Source organism: Isoptericola maris (genome assembly GCF_048065335.1).
GTDB classification, from domain to species: domain Bacteria; phylum Actinomycetota; class Actinomycetes; order Actinomycetales; family Cellulomonadaceae; genus Isoptericola; species Isoptericola rhizosphaerae.
The window spans coordinates 1-14,159 of the sequence record NZ_JBLUNY010000010.1 but is presented as its reverse complement, the minus strand read 5'-3'; the positions used below and the strand labels follow the sequence as shown (position 1 = coordinate 14,159).

Genomic DNA, 14,159 nt, shown 5'->3' with positions numbered 1-14,159 from the left:
GCCCCGGCCTCAGGCCGGACGTCCGCCGAGCCAGCGCTCCACCGCGTCGAGCCGCCGCGAGGTCTGCCGCGGCCAGTCCGCCTCCTGGACGCGGTGCGGCCCCGTCGCCAGGGACAGCAGGACACCCGCGGTGCGGGCGGAGAGCTCGTCCGCGTCGACGACGTCCCCGAACCCCTTCGCGTACTCCAGGGCCAGGCGGTGCAACCCGTCGGCGTCCCAGCCGCGCAGCAGGGAGAGCGTCTCGACGTGCGCGACGAGGCACGCGAGGTCGTCCGCCCGCCGGCCCGGCCCCGCCGAGTCGACGTCGAGCAGCCCCGTGATGCGCCCGTCCTGCCCGAGCATGATCTGCGACTCGTACAGGTCGCCGTGGGTCGGCTCCGTCGCCGGCTGACCGGCGATCCGGCCCGCGACGACGGCGGCGAGCTGCGCCGCGCGATCAGCCTCGGACGGCATCGCCGCCCCGATCACCGACGCATAGTGGGCCGCGTTCTCGCTCCACGAGGCCCGGTACGGCAGGTCCGTGACGCCGTCGGGCAGCTGTTCCAGGAGGTCGACGACGTCACCCGCCACCGGCACCGGACCGCCGTCGCGCACCGCGTGGCGCATCGACTCCCCCGGCAGCGGGGCGATGACGAGCAGCCCGTCGGTGTTGCGGCCCAACGGCTTCGGCACCGGGAGGCCGGCGCCCGCGAGCAGTGCGTGCCGCGCGTAGAGCTCGTCGCCCTTCTCCGGCCGGACGACCTTGAGGAAGACCCGGGCACCCGGCGTGCTGGCCTCGATGACGGCCCGGCGCGTCGGGCGGTAGGCGCGCACCCGCAGCGTCACCGGCCCGCGCGCGACCTCCGGCACACCCAGGTCCCCCAGGAGCGTGCTGACCGCCTCGACGTCGTAGGCCGTGGCCAGCGCCGGCAGGCCGGGGTCGCCCGGGAACCGCCACACCGCGACCGCGTGCTCGCCGTCGTCCAGCGTCAGCACACCCGGGACGTGCTGGTCGCCCGGCCGCCCCAGCGACGCCCCGAGCGTCTCGGTGCGCACCTGCGGCTCCGTGCCGCCGATCACCCAGCGCACGCGCGCCCGGTAGGCGACGGTCGTGGAGCGGCCCGGACGGTGGTCGACCTGGCGGACCGACCAGTCCACGAGCTCGCCACCCGCGGTGGACACGGCCGTCGCGAGCAGCTCCGTGGCGTCGTCGCCGGTGAGGAGCTCGAGGTTGCTGGTTCTCATCACCCCATCCTCACCACGATCGGCCCGGAGCGCGCGGGATCCGCCCAACGCGGTGGCAGCAGGTCGCGGACGGGCGCGCGCACGCTGCCCGCGATCACTACCGTAGGCGCCATGACGACCTCTCCTGTCGACGCCACGACCACGTCCGCCTGGGACGAGCTGCTGCAGCACCACCACGAGTTCCGGGGGGACCTGCGCGGCTGGTTCGCCGCCGATCCCGGCCGCGCCGAGCGCCACAGCCACACCGCCGGCGACCTGTTCGTCGACCTGTCCAAGAACCTCGCGACCGACGAGACCTACCAGCTGCTCGTCCGCCTCGCCGGGGAGGTCGACCTCCCCGCACGCATCGAGGCGATGTTCACCGGCGAGCACATCAACGTCACCGAGGACCGCGCCGTGCTGCACACCGCGCTGCGCCGGGCGCCGGGGACCCAGCCGCCGCTCGTCGTCGACGGGCAGGACGTCGACGCGGACGTCGCCCGCGAGCTCGACCGGCTCAGCGCCTTCGCGGACCAGGTGCGCTCCGGGAAGTGGACCGGGGTGACCGGCAAGCCCGTCGAGACGATCGTCAACATCGGCATCGGCGGATCCGACCTCGGTCCCGTCATGGTCTACGAGGCCCTGCGCCCGTACCTGCGCGACGGCCTGGAGGCCCGGTTCGTCTCGAACATCGACCCGACCGACGTCGCGCAGAAGACCGCCGGTCTCGACCCCGAGACGACGCTGTTCATCGTCGCCTCCAAGACCTTCGGCACGCTCGAGACCCTGACCAACGCCCGCCTCGCACGGGCCTGGCTCTGGGAGGCCCTCGTCGCGTCCGGCGCGATCGAGGACACCGACGAGGCGCGACAGGCCGCCGTCGGACAGCACTTCGTGGCCGTGTCCACGGCGCTCGACAAGGTCGCCGCGTTCGGCATCGACCCGGACAACGCCTTCGGGTTCTGGGACTGGGTGGGCGGCCGTTACTCGGTGGACTCCGCGATCGGCCTGTCCCTGGCGATCGCGTTCGGGCCGGACCGGTTCCGCGAGCTGCTCGCCGGCTTCCGCACGATGGACGAGCACTTCCGCACCACGCCCCTCGAGCGGAACGTCCCCGCCCTGATGGGGCTGCTCAACGTCTGGTACACGAACTTCCTCGACGCCCACACCCACGCCGTCCTGCCGTACGCCCAGCAGCTCCACCGGTTCCCGGCCTACCTGCAGCAGCTCACCATGGAGTCCAACGGCAAGTCGGTGCGCTGGGACGGCTCGCCCGTGACCACCCAGACCGGCGAGGTCTTCTGGGGGGAGCCCGGCACCAACGGCCAGCACGCGTTCTACCAGCTCATCCACCAGGGCACCCGCACCATCCCGGCGGACTTCATCGCGTTCGCGACGCCGGCCTACCCGCTGACCGACAGCGAGGGCGACGGGAAGGCCGTGCAGCCCGGCGCCGACGTGCACGAGCTGTTCCTCGCCAACTTCTTCGCGCAGACCAAGGCGCTGGCGTTCGGCAAGACGGCCGAGGAGGTCCGCGCCGAGGGCACCGACGAGGCGATCGTCCCGGCCCGCGTGTTCTCCGGCAACCGGCCGACGACGTCGATCATGGCGCCCGCCCTCACGCCGTCCGCGCTCGGCCAGCTCGTGGCGCTGTACGAGCACATCACGTTCGTCGAGGGTGTCGTGTGGGGCATCGACTCGTTCGACCAGTGGGGCGTGGAGCTCGGCAAGAAGCTCGCCCTGGAGATCGCGCCCGCCGTCTCCGGCGACGACGCCACGCTGGCCGAGCAGGACTCCTCGACCGCCGCGCTGATCCGGTACTACCGGGAGCGGCGGGCTTGAGAGCACGGACGCCACGACGGGCGGGAGCGCGGCCTCAGTAGGGTTTGGGCCATGCCTCCACTCGATCCGCGGGCGATCCTGGCCGACCGGCCGACGGCCCGCCCGTCGGTCGGCACGGTCGTCACGATCGCCGTGTCGTCGTTGTGCCTGGTCATCGCTCTGACGGTCATGCTGCACGACGGCGCCACGGGCGTCCCGGCGGCCGTCGTGCTCGCGCTCGTCCCGCTGCCGCTGCTGCTCGCGGGCATCCTGGCGCTCGACCGGCTGGAGCCGGAGCCGCCCGATGCCCTGATCGCCGCCTTCGGGTGGGGTGCGGGGGTCGCGGTGCTCCTGGCGATGCTCCTCAACACCGCCGGGCTGGACCTGGTGTGGGCACCGATGCTCGGCAACGAGCTCGGGAGGTACGCCATGGCGGCGGTCACCGCCCCCGTGGTCGAGGAGGTCCTCAAGGGCGCGGTGCTGGTGGGGCTGCTGTGGTTCCGCCGCAGCGAGCTCAACGGTCCGACGGACGGCATCATCTACGGATCGATGGTGGCGCTCGGCTTCGCCGTGGTGGAGAACATCAGCTACTACGCCTTCGCCCCACCGGGCACCCTGGCGCTGACGTTCACCGTGCGCGGACTCGTCTCCCCGCTCCTGCACCCGTTGTGCACGTCGCTCATGGGCATCGGCGTCGCGGCGGCGGCCCTGCGCCGTCCCGGCCGGAGCAGGACAATCCCGGTGCTCACCGGGCTGGCAGGTGCGGTCGCGCTGCACTCGGCGTGGAACGCGTCGTCGGCGTTCGGGCTGCCGGGCCTCGGTGCGGCCTACCTCGCCGGGCTCGGGGTGCTCGTCGCCCTGGCGGTCGTGCTGCACCGCGACCGGCAGCGCATCGTCGCCCTGATCCGCACCCACCTGCCGCAGTACCGCGAGACCGGCGTCGTCACGCCGTCCGACCTGTGGATGCTGTCCTCGCTGCACCGCAGACGCCGGGCCCGCGAACAGGTCCGGGCCGCCCTCGGGCGCGGGCCCGCTCGCGCGTTGGCGGACTACCAGCAGGCCGCGACGGAGCTCGCCATGCTGCACCGCCGACGCGCCCTCGGTCTGGTGCCCGACGACGCGTTCGTCGCGCGCCGCGACCCCCTCCTGCTCCTCATGCACCATGCCCGTGCGGTGTTCGCGCTGCCCGCCCTGCCGCGTCCTGCCTGGCGAGGCTGACCGTCCGCGCTGGTCAGGAGGAGGCTTTCGTCCTGCCTGTCGCTTCGCCGAGAACGCGGTGACGGTCAGGGCGAGTCAGCCGTTCAGCAGCGTGCACCGCATCATGGATGGGCCAGGCGCTAGCCCGCGGTGTGGTCGACCCCGCCTCCCGAGGCGCTCCGCCGGAGGCCGAGCGCGATCGTCGCGCCGACGGCCACGTGCTCGGCGACCAGGAACCCCACGGCCTCCCGTGTCGCCGCGCCCAGCGGGCCGGCCAAGGAGCCGAGCAGCACCACGCCGCACAGCACGAGCCACACCCGGTCACCGCCGCCGGGCAGCCGCCGCAGCAGCGCACGCACGCCCCAGCCGAGCAGCCCGGCCGTGAGCCCGGCCACGACGACGTCGACCAGCCCCACCTCGCGCAGGCCGCCACCGGTCCTCGCGACCAGCTCCGCGCCGCTCACGGTCGCCACCGTCCACACCACCGCAGCGACCGCCGCGGCCAGCGGCGGTACGCCCCACGCCGGGGTCCGACGGCGGAGCACCCCGCCGCGCCGCCCGGTCCCGTTCCCGTCCGGAATCATCCGTCCCGTCGTCTGATGGGTCATCGTCCCGTCTCCTCCCGCCGGCGCTGCCGGTCCGTCCTCGGATGCTGTCGGTACCCAGCGTGCGAGCCCCGGGGCGACCTGCGCCTCGGCCGGAGGGAGGTCGCTGCCGGGACCTCCGTCGTCGGGCACCCCGACCGGAGCCGGGGACGCCCCCGACCTTCGTCGGTGTCGGGACCCGGCGGGCAGCCGTAGCGTTCCTGCCATGCACGTCCCTCCCGCGACCCTCCCGCGACGCCTGCTCATCGGCGCCTGGCTGGCGATCGCCGCGCTGACCGCCGTGGTGGTCGTGACCTCGAACCTCGACGTCCGCACCGGGCTGCTCCTCGACGTCTCCGTCGCGCTGGCGGCGCTCGGGCTGACGGCCCTGCTGTTCACTCGGCACACGGTCGCCGCGGCACTCGGGCTCGCGGCACTGGCCGCGCTCTCCCCCGCCGCGACGCCTGCCGCCACGGCCGCGACGCTGCAGGTGGCCCGGAGCCGCCCGATCCGCACCGCCCTGCTCGTCGCCGTCGCCGGGACGCTGGGGCACGCCGTCCAGGCGCTGTGGCACCCCGTCCCCCTCCCGCTCGTCTGGTGGCTGCTGTGCGACGTCGCGGTGCACGCCGCGCTGCTCGGCTGGGGGGCGTTCTGGCAGGAGCGGGCGCTCGTGCTGTGGTCGCTGCGCGACCGCGCCCGGCGTGCCGAGGCCGAGCAGGAGCAGCGGGTGGCCGAGGCTCGCACGGCCGAGCGCACCCGGATCGCGCGCGAGATGCACGACACCCTGGCCCACCGGCTCTCCCTGCTCGCGGCGACCGCCGGGGCGCTGGAGTACCGGCCCGACGCCGACCCGGCAGCGCTCGCCGCGGCGGCCGGCCGCGTGCGTTCCGGCGTCAGCGACGCGCTCGAGGACCTCCGCCAGGTGATCCGCCTGCTGCGCGCGGACGGCCTCGACCACGCACCGGACCTCGACGACGTCGCGGGCCTCGTCGAGGAGGCGCGGGAGGCCGGGAGCGCCGTCTCCTACGACGCGCCGGCAGCCGGTTCCGCCGAGGTGCCACCGGCCGTGCGGACCACGCTCTTCCGCGTGGTCCAGGAAGGTCTCACCAACGCGCGCCGGCACGCCGCGGGCGCGGCCGTCCGGGTCGAGCTCGAGATCGGACCCGGTGAGGCCACGGTGCGCGTGGCCGACGACGGCGGACGGCCGGGCGCACCGGGCGACGGACCGGGCAGCGGCACAGGGATCGTCGGGCTGCACGAGCGGGTGACGCTCCTCGGCGGCCGGTTCGACGCGGGCCCGCGTGCCGGCGGAGGTTTCACGCTCGCGGCCTGGCTACCGTGGGACCGATGACCGATTCCCCGCAGCGCAGCGTGCGCGTCGTGCTCGTGGACGACGACGCGCTCGTGCGCGCCGGTCTGCGCCTCATGCTCGACGGCGCCGACGGCATCCGGGTGGTCGCCGAGGCGGCGGACGGCGGTGAGGTCCCCGGTGTGCTCGACGCCCACCCGGCGGACGTCGTCCTCATGGACCTGCGCATGCCCGGCGTCGGGGGGATCGACGCGACGCGCACCGTCCGGGCGCGGCCGTCACCGCCCGCCGTCGTCGTCCTGACCACCTTCGACACGGCCGAGGAGGTCGGCGGCGCCCTGCACGCCGGCGCCGCCGGCTACCTCCTCAAGGACATGCCGCCCGCCCGGATCGCGGCCGCGGTCAGGTCGGCCGCGGCGGGCGAGCCGGTGCTGGCGCCCGACGTCGCACGGCGGCTCATGGAGACCGTCGCCGGTACCGGCGGTGCCCGGGAACGGGCGCACGCGGCCCTGGGGGCACTGACGGCCCGCGAGCGCGACGTCGCCGCGGAGCTCGGCCGGGGCGCCTCCAACGCCGAGATCGCGACCCGCCTCCACCTCAGCGTGCCCACGGTCAAGGCGCACGTCTCCCAGCTCCTGGACAAGCTCGGCCTGGAGAACCGCACCCAGGTGGCGCTGCTCGTGCACGACGCGCAGGGCTGAGCGCCGCGGCGCCCCGTCGTCATCCTCAGCCGGGCACGACGGCGCAGCCCCGCGGGTCCAGCACCAAGCCCACCTTGTCGTCGGCCGCCGGCACGCTGCCGTCCGTGAGGGCGACCAGCCGCTCCTCGCCCGCACCCAGGTCCGCGTCCACGGTGACCTCGGTGCGACCGCGCCGGAACGTGGTCGCGACGACGACGCCGTGCCGCACCTCACCGCCCACCGACGCGCCACCGGAAGCGCCACCCGAGCCGCCGTCGACCACCCGCAGGCCCGCCGGACCGACCGCGAGGAGACCGTCGGCGTGCGGCAGGAACGTCTGGTACCCGAGGAACTCCGCGACCTCGCGCGTGGCGGGTGCCCGCCACAATGCCTCCGGCGCCGCGACCTGAGCGAGCCGGCCCGCCGACATCACCGCCACCCGGTCCGCCACCGTGAACGCCTCGTCGTGGTCGTGGGTGACGAACACCGCTGTCGTGCCCGTCGCGTGCAGGACAGCCCGGATCTCGACGGCCAGCCGCTCGCGCAGGCCCCGGTCGAGGGCCGAGAGCGGCTCGTCGAGGAGCAACAGCCGCGGCCGGGGGGCCAGGGCGCGCGCCAGCGCCACCCGCTGCTTCTCCCCGCCCGACAGCTCGGCCACCGGTCGCCCGCCGAACCCCGTGAGCCCCACCAGGGCCAGGAGCTCGGACACCCGCTCGGCCCGCTCCGCCCGCGGCCGGTCGGCCAGCCCGTAGGCCACGTTCCCCGCGACGTCGCGGTGCGGGAACAGCTGGCCCTCCTGGAACAGCAGCCCGAACCCCCGACGGTGCACGGGCACGCCCGCCAGGTCGGCACCGTCGAACGCCACGGAACCCGCCGCCACCGGCTCGAGGCCGGCCACCGCCCGCAGGAGCGAGGACTTGCCGCAGCCGCTGGGCCCCAGCAGCGCCAGCACCTCGCCGGCCGCGACGTCGAGCGAGACGCCGTCGACCGCCGTCGTGCCCGCGTGCCCGCGCCGCTGCCCGTAGCGGACGACGACGTCGCGCACGGCCAGGCCGGCACCGCGCTCCTGCGAGACCGTCATCAGAACTCCCCTCCGCCGCCGTCGCCACGCATCCGTTCCGCCACCATCATGACCGTCGCGGTAAGCAGCGCCAGCACCACCGACGCCGCGAGCGCCATCCCGTAGTTCTCCGCGCCGGGCTGCCCGACGAGCCGGTAGATCACCACCGGCAGCGTCGCGGCGTCCGGCCGGGCCAGGAACGACGTCGCGCCGAACTCCCCGAGCGACACCGCGAAGGCGAACCCCACGGCGAGCCCCAGCGACCGCGCCGCCAGGGCGAGGTCCACGCTGGCCAGCACCCGGCCCGGCGGCGCGCCGAGCACCGCCGCCGTCTCCCGCAACCGCGGGTCGATCGCCCGCAGCACCGGCAGCATCGTGCGGACCACGAGCGGGATGGCGACGACCGCCTGCGCGATCGGCACCAGCAGCCCCGACGTGCGCAGGTCGACGTCCAGACCCAGCGGCCGGTCGAGCGTCAGGAGGAACCCGAACCCGACCGTCACCGCCGACACCCCCAGCGGGAGCATGAACACCGCGTCGAGCCCCCCGACGGCGCGCCGCAGGCCGCGCGAACGCGGCCGGCGCGAGACGACCAGCACCACCAGCCCGCCGACCACCACGGCGATCAGCGTGGCGAGGGCCGCGATCCGCAACGAGTTCGCCGTCGCCTCCCACACGGTCACGGTCAGCGCGTTGCGCCCGCCCGTCGTCCCCAGCGCGACATAGTTCGCGAGCGACCAGGCGCCGTCGGGCCCCCGGAACGACCGCAGGACGAGACCCGCGAGCGGGAACGCGACCAGCCCGCAGACGACGACGGCGGTCGCCACCGCGGGCAGCACGTCCCGGACGGAGCGCAGGTCCAGCGGATGGGCGCCCGACCGCTCGCCCGTGAGCTGCAAGGCCCGCTCGCGGCGGGCACGCAGGCGGCCGCTGACCAGCAGCGCGGCCACGACCACCACGAGCTGCAGCACGCTGAGCACGGCCGCGGCACGCAGGTCCAGGAACTGCGTGGTGCGGATCCAGATCTCCGTCTCGATCGTGCCGTACCGCATGCCGCCGAGCACGAGGACGACGCCGAACGCCGTCGAGCAGAACAGGAAGACGACCGACGCCGCCGAGGCGATCGCCGGACCCAGCGCCGGCAGCGTCACCGTGCGGAAGGCGCGCCACGGCGTCGCACCGAGAGCCCGCGCAGCCTGCTCGGCACGGGGATCCAGCCGTTCCCACAGCCCGCCCACCGTGCGGACCACCACCGAGTAGTTGAAGAACACGAGCGCGACCACCACGCCCGCGAAGCTCTCCTCCCACCCGAGCCACCCCAGCGGCCCCGACGGCGTGAACAGGTGCCGGAACGCGACACCGACGACGACGGTCGGCAGCACGAACGGGACCGTCACCAGCCCACGCAGCAACGTCCGACCGGGGAACCGGCACCGGTACAGCAGGTAGGCGCCCGGGATGCCGAGCAGCACGCTCAGCACCGTCCCCACGGACGCCTGCGCGAGCGTCTGCCCCACCACCCGCCACGTGCGCGGCTGACCCAGGACCTCCGCGAAGCCGGAGAGGTCGAGCGTGCGCCCGCCCGCGCCGTCGTCCGCGAAGAAGCCCTGGACGACCAGCGCGACCACCGGCCAGGCGAAGAAGACGGCGAGGAACACCAGAGGGACACCGACCGCGGCCCCCCAGCCCAGCCACGCCTGCCGGGGTCGGAGCCGCAGGCTCACCCGGAGTTGCGTCGGGTGACCCTGCGGCTCCGCTCCGGGCGAGTGTCTTGCTCCGCTGCGCCCCTCACCCTCGCGTCGCCTCCGGCTCACCCGGGTTTGCGTCGGGTGACCCTGCGGCTCCGCTCCGGGCGAGTGTCTTGCTCCGCTGCGCCCCTCACCCTCGCGTCGCCTCCGGCTCACCCGATGACCGTGGCCGTCCACTGCTCGATCCACTCGTCACGGTGCGCCGCGATCTCCTCCGCGGCGACCTCGTGCGGCTCCTCGGCGAGCGGCGCGAACTGCTCCCACTCGGTGGGCAGCTCCACGGACTCGTCCGCGGGATACATGTACATGCTGCCCGGGACGTCCGCCTGCACCGGCCCCGACGTCAGGAAGTCGACCAGCGCCCGGGCGCCGTCCGGGTTGTCGGACCCCGCGAGGACGCCCGCATACTCGACCTGGCGGAAGCAGGTGTCCAGCAACGCCGCGGTGGTCGAGGCGCTGCCGTCCTCGGTGACCGTGGCCGCCGGCGACGTCGCGTACGACAGCACGATCGGTCGCTCGCCGCCCTCGCCCCCGCCCGAGAAGTCGACGTAGTACGCGTCCGACCAGCCGTCCGTGACGCGCAGACCGTTGTCCGCGAGCTCGGCCCAGTAGTCCTGCCATCCGTCCTCGCCGAACGCGCTGACGGTGGCCAGCAGGAACGCGAAGCCGGGCGACGACGTCGCCGGGTTGGTGACGACGGTCAGGTCGGCGTACTCCTCCTCGGTGAGGTCCTCGAAGGTGGCCGGCGGCTGGATGCCCGCGTCCTCGAACCAGGCCGTGTCGACGTTGAGGCAGACGTCGCCACGGTCGATCGGGGTCAGGGCCACCAGGCCCGGCTCCGCCTGCGCGGTCACCGACGGGTCGAGGTCCGTCGGCGTGTAGGGCTCGAACACCCCCGCCTCCACGGCGCGTGACGCGAACGTGTTGTCCACGCCGTACACCACGTCCCCGAGCGGGCTGTCCTGCGTCAGGACGAGCTGGTTGACCAGCGTGCCCGCGTCGCCGGCGGCCACGTGCTCGACCTGCAGCCCCGTCTTCGACTCGAAGGACTCCAGCAGCCCGTCGCTCAGGGCGAAGGAGTCGTGGGTGACCAGCGTGACGGTGCCCGAGAGCTCGCCGTCGGTCGACGACCCACCGGACTCCCCCGGGGCCTCGCTGCCCGAGCAGGCGGCCAGTGCGGGCAGCAGGCCGACAGCGGCGACCGTCGCCAGGGTGCGGCGGGTACGGATGATCATTCGTCCTCCTCAGACGGATCTGAAGGGGGGCCGTCGTCCATGTCCACGGACGACGGGATCGAGAAGCCCGACTTCCTCCACCGGTGCTAACCGGGTCAGGTTCGAGGGTCTGCGGAGATCCGCACTCTCAGCGCTCGGTGGCGCTCCCCTGTCGTTCCCTCCGAGCCTACACACCGTGCGCACGCTACGGTGGTGACGTCCGTCGGGCGGACCCCTCGCGAGCCTCGCCCGATGCCGCCGTCTGGTACTGGAGGATCCGTGGATCACCTTGAGCTCTCCCCGCAGTCCGAGCCCTCGCTGGGCCTCAAGATCGGGACGGTCGCGGCGACGTTCGCGGCCGGGTGGGTCGCGCAGAAGCTCATCAAGGTGATCTGGGAGAAGGCCACGGGGAACGACGCCCCGATCGACCTGGACGCGGACGACATCCCGATCGTGCAGGCGATCACGTTCGCGGCCGTCACCGGCGGCGTCGCCGTCCTCGCCCGGCGGCTCGCCCGGCAGGGCGTCACCAAGGCCGTGGACCGGCGGGCCAAGCAGGTCTCCGTGGTCTGAGGCCCGGACCGGCGCAGGCGCGCTCAGCCGCGGGTGCGCTGCCGCCGTCGGGCCAGCTGCGCCTCGTGCCCACGAGGCCGCTCCACGGTGTGGACGGCGGCCAGGGCCGCCTCGAGCCGCACCGCCGGGTCGCCGTCGGCGCCGGCCATCGCCTCGACGATCTGAGCGGCCGCAGCCTGCAACGGGATCTGGGCCCGTGCAGCCGCCTCGCCGAGCTTGTCGCCGGCCTCGGCCTCCGCGATGCCGTGCACCACCATGAACGCACCCTTGGCCTGCTCGACAGCAGAGGCCGACACCATGGCCCGTCCCACGGCGCGCTGGGACTCGCGGTCCAGCGCCTCACGGGTCACCGGGCTGACGTCCAGCACATAGCCTGCGACGTGCGTGATCTCGCCGTCGTCGGTGAGGTGCGCCTGCCCCGTCACCACGACCGTCCGCGCCTTCCCGTGCGGGTCGACGATCCGGTGGGCGCTGCTGAACGGCCGTCCCGACCGCATCGCCACCACGGCGGTCCGGGAGACCCGGCTGCGATCGTCGGGGTGCGTGCGAGACCTCAGCGCGTCCATGCTCGGCTCGATCTCGCCCGGCTCACGCCCGTGCATCCGGTACACCTCGTCGGACCACCAGGTGCGGCCGGAGTCGAGCTCGACCCGGTACCGGCCCACGACGAGCTGTACACCCGCTGCGAGAACTTCGGCCGCGCCGGCCAGGCCGGCACCCCCGACGGTGCGGTGCGACGACGAACCGCTCATGACATCTCCCCCGGGTTCCGGGCTCAGCACCCGGTCAGGACTCGTGTGCCGCCCACCGTACTCCCGAGGCCCAGAACTGCCACCTGAGGAGGCGTTCCGTCATCCGACGGGGGCCGCGTCGGACGCTTCCTCGTCCCCTGCCCCGGACGACTCGGCGGCTGCGGCAGCACGCTCGCTGCGGTGCGCCCGGACCGAGTAGACGACCGCACCAACCCAGACGGCAGCCACGACGGCGAGAATCACCGTCGTCGCGGCACTGCCCACCGACACCAGGTCGGTGCGGAGCAGCGTGCGCGTGTTCGTCAGCACGATGACCCCACCGACCGCGGAGCCCAGGACGCGCGGCGGCACCCACCGGACGATCCAGGCAGCGATCGGTGCGCCGATCAGCCCGCCGATCAGCAGCGCGATCGCCCAGGAGCCGTCGATCCCGGCCGTCCCGAGGCCGACGAGGAAGCCGAGGCTGGCCGCCACCGCGACGAAGAACTCGCTGGTGTCGATCGAACCGACGACCTTGCGGGGCTCGAGACGTCCGCTCGCGAGGATCGCGGGGGTACCGACGGGCCCCCAGCCGCCCCCGCCGGTGGCGTCCATGAACCCGGCCACCAGGCCGAGCGGCGTCAGGAAGCGGCGGCGCAGCGGCTGCCCGATCCGGTCGGTGCGCAGCCCGCGGAAGGTGAACCGGAACAGGACGTAGACCCCCAGGCCGAGCAGCAGCACCGACATGAGCGGGCCGGCGATCTCCGTGGAGAGCCAGGACAGGAACGTCGCGCCGGCGAACGCGCCGACCGCGCCGGGCAGGCCGATGCGCGCCACGACCCGCCAGTCGACGTTGCCGAAGCGCCAGTGCGATGCACCGGAGGCGAGCGTCGTCCCGATCTCGGCCAGGTGGACCGTGGCCGAGGCTGCGGCCGGGTTCGTGCCGATCATCAGCAGCAGGGTCGTGGAGGTGACCCCGTAGGCCATGCCCAGGCTGCCGTCGACGAGCTGCGCCCCGAGTCCGACGAGAGCGAGCAGTACGAGAGTGGGCACGAGAGCCTCCGACGTGGGAACGACGAGTTACTCGACATACCCTATCGGTCCCATCGGTTTAATGTCGAGGGGTGTCTCGGGAACGTCGCACCGAGCGTGACCCGGGCGGCTCCGACGGAGCCGTTCCGTCAGGGGTTCTCCCACGCCTCGTCGTCGTCCACCAGGAGACGGATCTCCGCCGGGATCGTCCCCGTAGCGAGATCCGCGAGAGTCACCTGGGACAGCACCGCCCGAACGTTCGCGCGCAGCGCCACCCAGACGTGCAGCAGCGATGCGGCAGACCCCGAGTAGTCCAGGTCGGACGGGCGCTGGTCGCGCACGTACACCAGGGGGCCGTCCACGGCCCGGACGACGTCGGCCACCGAGACCTCGGCTGCGGGCCGGGCCAGGACGTACCCGCCGCCGGCCCCGCGGCGGCTCGCCACGATGCCCTCACGGCGCAGGTCACGAAGGATCGCCTCGAGGAACCGGTGCGGCACCTGCTGGGCGGAGGCCAGAACCTCGGCTGACACGGGATGCTCGTCGGTCGCGGCCGCCAGCTCCACGGACGCGCGCACTGCGTAATCAGCCTTTGCCGAGATCCTCACCCGTGCCGCCTCTCAGCCTGCTCCGCCATCGGTCTCCTTGCCGGTCGATCAGCGACGGACACCGACGACCTGCCCGAACATGATAGGTCCCATCCAGTGGGAAGTTCCGTCGGGGGGATGCAGCGAGGCCCCCCGCACCGTGTGGTGTGGGGGGCCTGGCTGTGAAGGGTGTCCGGCGGCGTCCTACTCTCCCACCCCGTCTCCAGGGCAGTACCATCGGCGCTGAAGGGCTGAGCTTCCGGGTGTTCGGTATGGGACCGGGCGTTTCCCCTTCGCTGTGACCGCCGTAACGTTGTCGAGTTGTGTGGGTGGCCCCGTGCCTGGCCCTGGTGGGGCTGGGTGGGGTGGTGCCCGTTTCTCGGGAACCGCACAGTGGACGCGTGCATGCATGTGTGTTGT

At 73.9% G+C, this 14,159-nt stretch carries 13 protein-coding genes, 1 rRNA gene and 1 riboswitch; of the genes, 5 read left to right on the top strand and 9 right to left on the bottom strand.

Going from position 1 to position 14,159, the window contains the following annotated elements; translation table 11 throughout:
• Positions 1-9: 9 nt before the first annotated feature.
• Positions 10-1,224, bottom strand: a complete 1,215-nt coding sequence (locus ACH5HR_RS13955; protein ID WP_416478385.1) for an aminoglycoside phosphotransferase family protein — start codon at positions 1,222-1,224, stop codon at positions 10-12.
• A 111-nt stretch (positions 1,225-1,335) separates the two neighbouring features.
• Here ACH5HR_RS13955 and pgi point away from each other — a divergent pair, with 111 nt between their 5' ends.
• Positions 1,336-3,045, top strand: coding sequence for a glucose-6-phosphate isomerase (pgi, locus tag ACH5HR_RS13950; protein WP_416478384.1), 1,710 nt, complete (start codon positions 1,336-1,338; stop codon positions 3,043-3,045).
• Positions 3,046-3,096: 51 nt separating this feature from the next.
• A complete protein-coding gene (locus tag ACH5HR_RS13945) occupies positions 3,097-4,242 on the top strand; it encodes a PrsW family intramembrane metalloprotease (RefSeq protein ID WP_416478382.1) in 1,146 nt (381 codons plus the stop codon).
• A 119-nt stretch (positions 4,243-4,361) separates the two neighbouring features.
• Here ACH5HR_RS13945 and ACH5HR_RS13940 read toward each other — a convergent pair whose 3' ends face one another.
• On the bottom strand, positions 4,362-4,829 hold the full coding sequence (locus tag ACH5HR_RS13940) for a DUF6069 family protein (protein ID WP_416478380.1): 468 nt from the start codon (positions 4,827-4,829) through the stop codon (positions 4,362-4,364).
• 202 nt (positions 4,830-5,031) lie between these two features.
• Here ACH5HR_RS13940 and ACH5HR_RS13935 point away from each other — a divergent pair, with 202 nt between their 5' ends.
• The gene (locus tag ACH5HR_RS13935; RefSeq protein WP_416478379.1) at positions 5,032-6,156 is read left to right on the top strand and encodes a sensor histidine kinase; all 1,125 of its coding nucleotides are present in this window, start codon (positions 5,032-5,034) and stop codon (positions 6,154-6,156) included.
• Positions 6,153-6,815 carry a response regulator gene (locus tag ACH5HR_RS13930; protein ID WP_416478377.1) on the top strand — a complete coding sequence of 221 codons (663 nt, stop codon included), beginning with the start codon at positions 6,153-6,155 and terminating at the stop codon, positions 6,813-6,815. The genes ACH5HR_RS13935 and ACH5HR_RS13930 overlap by 4 nt, the downstream gene beginning before the upstream one ends.
• A gap of 25 nt (positions 6,816-6,840) precedes the next feature.
• Here ACH5HR_RS13930 and ACH5HR_RS13925 read toward each other — a convergent pair whose 3' ends face one another.
• The 3 genes from ACH5HR_RS13925 to ACH5HR_RS13915 all read right to left on the bottom strand — a co-directional run bounded on the left by ACH5HR_RS13925 (position 6,841) and on the right by ACH5HR_RS13915 (position 10,837).
• Positions 6,841-7,875 carry an ABC transporter ATP-binding protein gene (locus ACH5HR_RS13925; protein ID WP_416478375.1) on the bottom strand — a complete coding sequence of 345 codons (1,035 nt, stop codon included), beginning with the start codon at positions 7,873-7,875 and terminating at the stop codon, positions 6,841-6,843.
• A complete protein-coding gene (locus ACH5HR_RS13920; protein WP_416478520.1) occupies positions 7,875-9,572 on the bottom strand; it encodes an ABC transporter permease in 1,698 nt (565 codons plus the stop codon). Before ACH5HR_RS13920 ends, ACH5HR_RS13925 begins: the two co-directional genes overlap by 1 nt.
• 182 nt (positions 9,573-9,754) lie before the next feature.
• Positions 9,755-10,837: a thiamine ABC transporter substrate-binding protein gene (locus tag ACH5HR_RS13915; protein WP_416478373.1), complete on the bottom strand. Its 1,083-nt coding sequence runs from the start codon at positions 10,835-10,837 to the stop codon at positions 9,755-9,757.
• A 55-nt stretch (positions 10,838-10,892) separates the two neighbouring features.
• Positions 10,893-10,997, bottom strand: a riboswitch (TPP riboswitch).
• A 98-nt stretch (positions 10,998-11,095) separates the two neighbouring features.
• Here ACH5HR_RS13915 and ACH5HR_RS13910 point away from each other — a divergent pair.
• A complete protein-coding gene (locus tag ACH5HR_RS13910) occupies positions 11,096-11,389 on the top strand; it encodes a DUF4235 domain-containing protein (protein ID WP_402377125.1) in 294 nt (97 codons plus the stop codon).
• A gap of 23 nt (positions 11,390-11,412) precedes the next feature.
• Here the strand turns inward: ACH5HR_RS13910 and ACH5HR_RS13905 are convergent, their stop codons facing one another.
• The 4 genes from ACH5HR_RS13905 to rrf form a co-directional block, all read right to left on the bottom strand.
• Positions 11,413-12,141, bottom strand: coding sequence for a PAS domain-containing protein (locus ACH5HR_RS13905; RefSeq protein ID WP_402377128.1), 729 nt, complete (start codon positions 12,139-12,141; stop codon positions 11,413-11,415).
• Between the two features lie 99 nt (positions 12,142-12,240).
• Positions 12,241-13,173 (bottom strand): sulfite exporter TauE/SafE family protein, encoded by a 933-nt coding sequence (locus tag ACH5HR_RS13900; protein WP_416478371.1) that lies wholly within the window; start codon positions 13,171-13,173, stop codon positions 12,241-12,243.
• A gap of 128 nt (positions 13,174-13,301) precedes the next feature.
• Positions 13,302-13,760 (bottom strand): RrF2 family transcriptional regulator, encoded by a 459-nt coding sequence (locus ACH5HR_RS13895; protein ID WP_416478369.1) that lies wholly within the window; start codon positions 13,758-13,760, stop codon positions 13,302-13,304.
• Positions 13,761-13,930: 170 nt separating this feature from the next.
• A 5S ribosomal RNA gene (rrf, locus tag ACH5HR_RS13890) occupies positions 13,931-14,049 on the bottom strand.
• Between the last annotated feature and the right edge of the window lie 110 nt (positions 14,050-14,159).